Genomic DNA, 8,269 nt, shown 5'->3' with positions numbered 1-8,269 from the left:
TTTTGGCACGCTGTTGAGTTCTCAAGGAACGGACGCTTCCTTTGTACTCACCCGAGAGACTCTCTCAGGCTTTCCTCCGGGCGCTTCCCTTCGGTGTTTCCGACTCTATCAGGGTTTTTCCGACCCCCTGACCACTCTCCCGCAGGCATGCGGAAGAAGATCCGAAGTAAGGATCCCACTGACAAGTTGGATGCCGCCCGGTCGAGCGCGCTCTTCGGCGTCACTCACCCCCAGGCAGGTCTACGACTGTACAGCGGGCGGCGGAGCGGGGGCAAATCCCGTAGGCTACTGGTCTAGACCACCGTCGCACTGTCATGCGGAACCGGTAGTTCATGTGACATACCCTGCTGGACAGTGCGCCGTCCGGGTCTGGCAATGACGGCCCTTGTACATCTCCACCCCTGGAGGCTTCCCATGACCACCGTGACGTCCCCTCTGGCAGGACGCGCCATCGGACTGGCGTCGGTGCCGGATCCGGTCTTCTCCGGGGCCATGGTCGGCCCGGGGACGGCGATCGACCCGGTGCGCGAGCCTTCCGAGGCCGTCGCACCCGTGGACGGCGTCATCGTCTCCCTTCACCCGCACGCCTTCGTCGTGGTCGACGCCGACGGGCACGGTGTGCTCACCCACCTCGGCATCGACACCGTGCAGCTCAACGGCGAGGGCTTCGAACTCCTTGTGAGCAAGGGGGACACCGTGACCCGGGGGCAGGGCATCGTGCGCTGGAACCCGGCCGCGGTCGAGGAGGCCGGCAAGTCGGCGGTGTGCCCGGTCGTGGCGCTCGAAGCCACGGCGGGCTCGCTGGACGAGCTCCGTGAGGACGGCGACGTGAAGACGGGCGACGTCCTCTTCTCCTGGCACTGACGCCGGCTCCCGGCACTGACGCCGAGGCCGTCCCCGTGACGGCGCCGGCCACGTAGGACAACCATCGCGGCGGCGGGACCCGCCGCACTATCGGAGACGGGTGAGATGGAGACAACGCTGCGAGGCGTCGGCGTGAGCCACGGTGTGGCCATCGGCGAGGTACGGCACATGGGAACGGCGGTGCTGGAACCGCCTGCCAAGCAGATTGCCGCGGAGGACGCGGAGCGCGAACAGGGGCGTGCCCGCAAGGCCGTGGAGGCGGTGGCCGCCGATCTGATCGCGCGCGGCAACCTGGCCGGCGGTGAGGCCCAGGCCGTGCTCGAGGCCCAGGCGATGATGGCTCAGGACCCCGAGCTGATGGCGGACGTGGACCGGCGCGTCGCCGTCGGCAGCACCGCCGAGCGTGCCGTCTACGACGCGTTCGCCGCCTATCGGGAGCTGCTCGCCGGCGCCGGGGAGTACCTCGCCGGGCGGGTGGCCGACCTCGACGACGTGCGGAACCGTATCGTCGCCCGGCTGCTGGGCGTGCCGATGCCGGGCGTCCCGGACAGCGACGAGCCGTATGTCCTGGTCGCCCGGGACCTGGCGCCGGCGGACACCGCTCTGCTGGACCCGACGCTGGTGCTCGGCTTCGTCACCGAGGAGGGCGGGCCGACCAGCCACAGCGCCATCCTGGCGCGTGCCCTCGGGGTGCCGGCCGTGGTGGCGCTGCCCGGGGCCGGTGAGCTGGCCGAGGGGACGATGATCGCCGTCGACGGCAGCACGGGTGAGATCTTCGTGAACCCGAGCGCGGAGAAGAAGGCGCGACTGGAGGCCGCGGCGGCGGAGCGCAAGGCCGCGCTCGCGGCGTCGACGGGGCCGGGCGCGACCGCGGACGGTCACAAGGTGCCGCTGCTGGCGAACGTCGGTGGGCCGGCGGACGTGCCGGCCGCCCTCGAGGCGGGTGCGGAGGGTGTGGGTCTGTTCCGCACCGAGTTCCTGTTCCTGGACGACAGCAAGAACGCTCCGTCCGAGGAGAAGCAGGTCGAGGCCTACCGGCAGGTGCTGGAGGCGTTCCCTGAGGGCCGGGTCGTCGTGCGCGTGCTGGACGCGGGTGCGGACAAACCGCTGGACTTCCTGACTCCGTCGGACGAGCCGAACCCGGCGCTGGGCGTGCGGGGTCTGCGGACGCTGCTGGACCACCCGGAGGTGCTGCGGACGCAGCTGACGGCGCTGGCGAAGGCTGCCGAGGGGCTGCCCGTCTACCTCGAGGTGATGGCTCCGATGGTGGCGGACCGTGCTGACGCCAAGGCGTTCGCGGACGCCTGCCGTGAGGCGGGGCTGCGGGCGAAGTTCGGCGCGATGGTGGAGATTCCGTCGGCCGCGCTGCGGGCGCGCTCGATTCTGCAGGAGGTCGAGTTCCTGTCGCTCGGGACGAACGACCTCGCGCAGTACACCTTCGCCGCGGACCGGCAGGTGGGTGCGGTCTCCCGGCTGCAAGATCCGTGGCAGCCCGCGCTGCTCGACCTGGTGGCGCTGTCCGCTGAGGCGGCCAGGGCCGAGGGCAAGAGCTGTGGTGTCTGCGGTGAGGCCGCGTCGGATCCGCTGCTGGCCTGTGTGCTGACCGGTCTGGGTGTCACCTCCCTGTCCATGGGGGCGGCGTCGATTCCGTATGTGCGGGCGACGCTGGCGAAGTACACGGTGGCGCAGTGCGAGCGGGCCGCGTCGGCGGCCCGGGCGGCGGACAGTGCCGAGGAGGCGCGAGCCGCCGCGCAGGCCGTGCTGTCCGGCGAGTAGCAGGCAGGGCCGTCGGTGAGGAGGGGCGCTCCGCCTTCGGGGGGAGCGCCCCTGCTGTGTCTCAGTGGTGGTGGTCCGGCGTCGGTCCTTGCCGTCCGGTGTCTTCGTGGTCGCCGAGGTCGGGCGGTGTGCAGTAGTCGACGCCCGACTCGGGTGCGATGAGGTCGCCGGACTCGGCGTCGGTGCAGTAGGCGTCGAAGACCTCGCCGGCGGTCAGGGGTTGGAGTCCGTTGTCGCGCATGCGCCAGCCGTAGACGCGGTCGGGGGCGCCTGGGGCGGTGGTGCGCATGACGAGGCCGCCGGGGCTGCGGGTGGCGAGGCCGACGGCGAGGACGGTGGTGAACTCGAGGGCTTCCGCGTCGTCGAGCGGGGTGGAGCCCTGCGTCGTCCGGTCGGCGTGGAGTGCGGCGACGAGGGTTTCGGGTGTCCCGGTGACGCTGCAGACGAGGTGCCGGTCGCCCGGCGGCGCGGTGTCGAGGATGCGGGTGAGCAGGTCGGAGGCCCGGTGGAAGGCGGTCCGGCCGAGGTCCTCGCCGCAGGTGGCGCAGGTTCCGAGGCGGGCCAGGAGGGTTGCCGCGTACTCCCAGGTCGCCTGGCGGACGGCTTCGTCGACGAGGGCGGGGACGAGGTCGGTGAGGGGCTGGCCCTCGTAGGGGAGGGTGGGCCCGGTGGTGGCGAGTTCCGCGGTGAAGAGGCCGCGGTGGGCCGGGACGTCGGGGTCCAGGCCCTGGATGGCGCAGAACTCTGCGTACTCCTGGGGGTCGAAGAGGGCGACGGTCGTGTGGATGCCTTGGAGGGCGCGGGTTTTGAGGAGGGACTCCACTTCTCGTAGGTAGGTGACGTGGTCGTCGAAGGTGAAGCTGCGGTAGTGCCGCATGGCGTGGAAGTCGTGGTCGTCGGTGAGCAGGCCGATGGTGCCGGCGATCTCGCGGCGCAGGACGCGTCGCATGGTCTGGCGGTCGGTGTGTGCCATGGTTCCCCCTGTTGTGCACAGTCGATCAATGCTCACTCACAGTAATCGACGGTACTGACAACGGGTCCTGCGCGGGGGTGCGGGGGTCAGGCCCGCTTGCGGGCGAGGTCCTCGTAGAAGTGCAGCAGGTCGAGGTTGTCGATGGATCCGGGGTTGACCGCCTTGTCGAGCGGGGTGCCTTGGAGGAGTCGCTTGACCGGGACCTCGATGCGCTTTCCGGTGAGGGTGTGCGGGATGCCGGGGACCTCGATGATCTCGTCGGGGATGTGGCGTGGGGAGAGCTGCTCGCGGATGGTCCGCTTGACGCGGTCGAGGAGGGCGTCGTCGAGGACGGCGCCGGGCGCGAGGTGGACGAAGAGGGGCATCCAGTAGCCGCCGTCGGGTTGTTCGATGCCGATGACCAGGGATTCCTTGATCTCGGGGAGTCGTTCGACGGCTTCGTAGATGTCGGCGGAGCCCATGCGGACGCCTTGGCGGTTGAGGGTGGAGTCGGAGCGGCCGTGGATGACGACGGAGCCGCGTGAGGTGAGGGTGATCCAGTCGCCGTGGCGCCATACGCCGGGGTAGGTGTCGAAGTAGCTGTCGTGGTACCGGCTGCCGTCGGGGTCGTTCCAGAAGCGGACGGGCATGGACGGCATGGGGTTGGTGACGACGAGTTCGCCGACCTCGTCGACGAGGGGCCGGCCGGCGGGGTCCCAGGACTGGAGGTCGGTGCCGAGGCCGGGTGCCTGGAGTTCGCCGGTGTGGACGGGGAGGGTGGGGACGGCTCCGGCGAAGCAGGAGCACACGTCCGTGCCGCCGCTGACGGAGGCGATCCAGAGGTCGGCCCGGACCTCGTCGTGGAGCCAGCGGAAGCCGTCGGGCGGGAGGGGGGAGCCGGTGGTGGCGACGCAGCGGACGGTGGAGAGGTCGAAGTCGCGGGCGGGGTGGACGCCGGCTTTCCGGCAGGCCATGACGTAGGCGGCGGAGGTGCCGTAGAGGGTGGCGCGTGTGCGTTCGGCGATGCGCCACTGGGCGGCGGTGTCGGGGTGGCCGGGGCTGCCGTCGTAGAGGACGACGGTGGTGCCGGTCAGGAGGCCGGAGACGAGGAAGTTCCACATCATCCAGCCGGTGGAGGTGTACCAGAAGAAGCGGTCCTCGGGGCCGAGGTCGCAGTGCAGGCCGAGTTGCTTGAGGTGTTCGACGAGGATGCCGCCCTGGGACTGGACGATGGCCTTGGGCAGGCCGGTGGTACCGGAGGAGTAGAGCACCCACAGGGGGTGGTCGAAGGGCACCTGCTCGAAGACGGGTTCCGTGTCCCCGGCGGTCAGGGCCGACCACTCCAGGGCTCCTTCGGGCGCGTCGGTGCCGAGGAGGGGGATGTGGACGACGGCGCGCAGAGTGGGGAGCTCGCGGCGGAGTTCGGCGACGGTGTCGCGGCGGTCGTGCTCCTTGCCGCCGTAGCGGTAGCCGTCGACGGTGAACAGGACGACGGGTTCGACCTGCTGGAAGCGGTCGAGGACGCTGCGGGCGCCGAAGTCGGGGGCGCAGGAGGTCCAGACGGCGCCGACGGCGGCCGTGGCGAGGAGGGCGACGACGGCCTGCGGGATGTTGGGGAGGTAGCCGCTGATCCGGTCGCCGGGGCGGACGCCGAGGGCGCGCAGTTCGGCGGCGAGGGAGCCGACCTGGCGGCGCAGCTCGGACCAGGTCACCGGGCGGGGTTCGTGGGTCTCGTCGACATGCAGGAGGGCGGGTTCGTCCGCTCGGGTGGCGCTCGCGCGCAGGGCGTGCTCGGCGTAGTTGAGGGTCGCTCCGGGGAACCACTGGGCGCCGGGCATGGCGCGGTCGCCGAGCACGCGCGTGTACGGGGTGGAGAAACGCACGTCGAACCACTGGACGACGGCTTCCCAGAAGGTCTCCAGCTCGTCCACGGACCAGCGGTGCAGGGCCGGGTAGCCGCCTTCGGAGGGGGCTCCGTGGTGCTCGGCGGCCCAGGCCTGGAAGCGGGTGACCTGTGCTTCGTCGATGCGCTGCGGATCGGGCCGCCAGAGCGGCTCGGGGTTCACGGTCGGCATGGGGCGGCTCCCGGGACTGTGTGCGCGTCGTGTGCGTCGACCGCGCACGGGCTGGGGTGTGCGCGTGACGCGGCTGACACGGACGATGCCATGTGATCGACTTCTGCACCAGGGTGTGCCCCACACAGTCCCGGTCATGAACATGTGCTCTGAGCACGGGTGAACGGCAGTTGAACGCGGCTTGTGCGAGGGGCGGTCAGTGACAGGGTGAGCAGCATGGACGGTCGTGACCTGGTGCGTTCGATGAAGGCGGTCGGTTCCGTGGGGGCGGCCCACGGGTTGGCCGCCGTGCGGGCTGCGTGGCGCAGGCGGCGCGCCGACGCGGACGGGTTGCCGACGCGGGGCGCCGAGCGGGCGCGGGTGCCCGGGCAGGTGGTGGAGGCGGTGCCGGGGCCGGGCGGTGGGACGATCCGGTTCAGCCGCTCCGAGCTGCGGATCCATGTGGCGGTGAGCGGGGCTGTGTTCTGGGGCTGGGACGGGGCCGGTCCGGAGCCGTCGTATGCGCTGGCCGGGGGCTGCCCGCCGGCGGATCCCCGGGCGGAGCTGGAGCCGGACAAGGACGGCGGCTGGCGGGTCGTGGCCGAACGGGTGACGGTCGTGGTGTCGCGGCACGGGGCGGTGGAGGTGTGCACGCCGGGCGGGGTGACTCTGCGGCGTGATCTGCCGCCGCGCTGGTGGGAGCCGGTGGGCGGCGGGCCGGGGCGCTGGATGCAGCGGTCGGAGGTGGCGGCGGACGCGCGGTTCTTCGGGCTGGGCGGCCGGGCGTCCGGGCCGCGTCTGCGTGAGGGAACGTACCGGCTGTGGAACACCGATCCCGGTCGCGCGTTCGAACGCGGGGAGGATCCGCTGCACGTCACGATGCCGGTGCAGTTGGTGGTGGCGGACGCGGCGTGCCATCTGGCGTTCCACGACTCGTCGTGGGACGGCACGGTGGTGCTGCGGGAGGGCGCGGAGGGGGCCGGTTCGGGGCATGACCGCCCCGGGGTGAGCGAGCTGCGGATGGACGGCGGGCCGTTGCGCTGCTGGGTGATGGTGGGCACTCCCGCGCGCGTGCTGCTCGCCTGGGCTTCGCTCACGGGGGCGCCCGCGGTGCCGCCGGCCTGGGCGTTCGGCCACCATCACGCGACGCCGGGTTCCGGCGGCGAGCAGGAGGTGCGGCGCGTGGTGGCGGGCCATGTGGAGCACCGGCTGCCGCTCGACGCGGTCCACCTGGGCGTGGGCCACCTCGACGGGCGGCGGGTGTTCACGGTCGACGAGGAGCGTTTCCCGAAGCTGCCGGTGCTCGCCGAGGAGCTGCGCCGGGACGGGATCCGTCTGGTGTCGGTGGTCGGTCCCGCGGTCCAGGCGGCCGGCGACGCCGTCCATGACGGAGGTGCGGCCGCGGACGTGTTCGTGCGGGACGCCTCGGGGCGGGTCGTCGAGGGGGTGGCGTCGCCGGGTGAGGCGGTGTTCCCTGATTTCACGCACGCGCGTGTGCGTGAGTGGTGGGGCGGGCTGTACGCGGAGCGGCTGGCGCGGGGGTTCGCCGGGTTCTGGCACGACATGAACGCGCCGACGTCGTTGAGCGCGTTCGGGGAGCCGACGTTGCCGCGGTCGGCTCGGCATGCCCTGGAGGGGCGGGGCGGCGACCATCGGGAGGCGCACAACGTCTACGGCCTGTGCATGGCCCGGGCGGGCTACGAGGGGCTGCGGGCGCTGTTGCCCGGGGAGCGGCCGTTGGTCGTCTCGGGGTCGGGCTGGGTGGGCCTGCAGCGCTACGGGGGCGTCTGGTGCGGGGGCGTCGCCGGCAGCTGGGCGGGGCTGCGGGCGTCGCTGTCGCTGGTCATGGGGCTCGGGCTGTGCGGGGTGCCGTACGCGGGGTCCGATGTGGGCGGTGTCGAGGGGACCGCGTCCGCGGAGCTGTATCTGCGGTGGTTGCAGCTGGGCGCTTACCTGCCTCTGTTGCGTACGCGGGCGGGCGGCCGGCCGGCCGGGGGTGAGGCGTGGGAGTTCGGCGCGGAGGTGCTGGAGCACGCGCGTGTGGTGCTCGCGGAGCGGCGCCGGCTGTTGCCGTACTTCGTGACGCTGGCGCATCTGGCGCGGCGTACGGGGGCGCCCTGTGTGCGTCCCCTGTGGTGGGGGTCGCCCGAGGACCGGGCCCTGCGGGACTGCGAGGACGCGTTCTTGCTGGGCGACTCCCTGCTGGTGGCTCCGGTGCTCGATCCGGGTGTGGAGCGGCGGGCGGTGCGGCTGCCGCGGGGGCTCTGGTACGACACGGCGACCGGGACGGCGTACACGGGGCCGGGGCGGGTCGTGGTGGACGCTCCCGTCGGGCGCGTGCCGGTGTTCGCCCGCGCGGGGGCCGTCATACCGGTGCGTGGGGAGGACGGGGGGACGGAGCTGGAGGTGTGGGCGCCGGCCCGGGGACGGACGGGCGGCGGTCTGGTGGTGCGGGATGCGGGCGACGGCTGGGAGATGCCCGAGATCGAGCGGTACGTCGCCCGCTGGGAGGGCGGTCGGGGGGTCGTGGTGGAGCGAGAGGGCCGGGCAGGTGTGGACGGCGTGTGCGAGCCGTCCCACCCGGTACGCGTGCGCGGGCTGGCCTGAGGCGCTCCCTGCGGGG

The 8,269-nt window shown here is 72.4% G+C and carries 5 protein-coding genes; 3 read left to right on the top strand and 2 right to left on the bottom strand.

Annotation, left to right across the window (positions count from 1 at the left end; all coding sequences use genetic code 11):
- Window positions 1-414: 414 nt before the first annotated feature.
- The gene (locus ACFYXA_RS33250) at window positions 415-864 is read left to right on the top strand and encodes a PTS glucose transporter subunit IIA (RefSeq protein ID WP_352252941.1); all 450 of its coding nucleotides are present in this window, start codon (window positions 415-417) and stop codon (window positions 862-864) included.
- A gap of 105 nt (window positions 865-969) precedes the next feature.
- Complete coding sequence (gene ptsP / locus ACFYXA_RS33245; RefSeq protein WP_352252939.1) at window positions 970-2,640, top strand: phosphoenolpyruvate--protein phosphotransferase; 1,671 nt, start codon at window positions 970-972, stop codon at window positions 2,638-2,640.
- 61 nt (window positions 2,641-2,701) lie between these two features.
- Here the strand turns inward: ptsP and ACFYXA_RS33240 are convergent, their stop codons facing one another.
- Both ACFYXA_RS33240 and ACFYXA_RS33235 read right to left on the bottom strand, forming a co-directional pair.
- On the bottom strand, window positions 2,702-3,613 hold the full coding sequence (locus ACFYXA_RS33240; RefSeq protein WP_389039935.1) for a hypothetical protein: 912 nt from the start codon (window positions 3,611-3,613) through the stop codon (window positions 2,702-2,704).
- Window positions 3,614-3,699: 86 nt separating this feature from the next.
- On the bottom strand, window positions 3,700-5,667 hold the full coding sequence (locus tag ACFYXA_RS33235; RefSeq protein WP_389039931.1) for an acetoacetate--CoA ligase: 1,968 nt from the start codon (window positions 5,665-5,667) through the stop codon (window positions 3,700-3,702).
- 216 nt (window positions 5,668-5,883) lie between these two features.
- On the opposite strand from ACFYXA_RS33235, the gene ACFYXA_RS33230 reads away from it, so the two are divergent.
- Window positions 5,884-8,253, top strand: a complete 2,370-nt coding sequence (locus ACFYXA_RS33230) for a glycoside hydrolase family 31 protein (RefSeq protein WP_389039928.1) — start codon at window positions 5,884-5,886, stop codon at window positions 8,251-8,253.
- Window positions 8,254-8,269 lie beyond the last annotated feature (16 nt).

The organism is Streptomyces sp. NPDC002566 (assembly GCF_042889585.1).
In the GTDB taxonomy this organism is placed as follows: Bacteria; Actinomycetota; Actinomycetes; order Streptomycetales; family Streptomycetaceae; genus Streptomyces.
The sequence above is the reverse complement of the archived record's forward strand: the minus strand, read 5'-3'. Positions and strand labels throughout refer to the sequence as shown.

Coding starts and splice junctions, on each gene's coding strand:
- ACFYXA_RS33235 (WP_389039931.1), bottom strand. CDS start 5,667: ATGCCGACCGTGAACCCCGAGCCGCTCTGGCGGCCCGATCCGCAGCGC.
- ptsP (WP_352252939.1), top strand. CDS start 970: ATGGAGACAACGCTGCGAGGCGTCGGCGTGAGCCACGGTGTGGCCATC.
- ACFYXA_RS33240 (WP_389039935.1), bottom strand. CDS start 3,613: ATGGCACACACCGACCGCCAGACCATGCGACGCGTCCTGCGCCGCGAG.
- ACFYXA_RS33250 (WP_352252941.1), top strand. CDS start 415: ATGACCACCGTGACGTCCCCTCTGGCAGGACGCGCCATCGGACTGGCG.
- ACFYXA_RS33230 (WP_389039928.1), top strand. CDS start 5,884: ATGGACGGTCGTGACCTGGTGCGTTCGATGAAGGCGGTCGGTTCCGTG.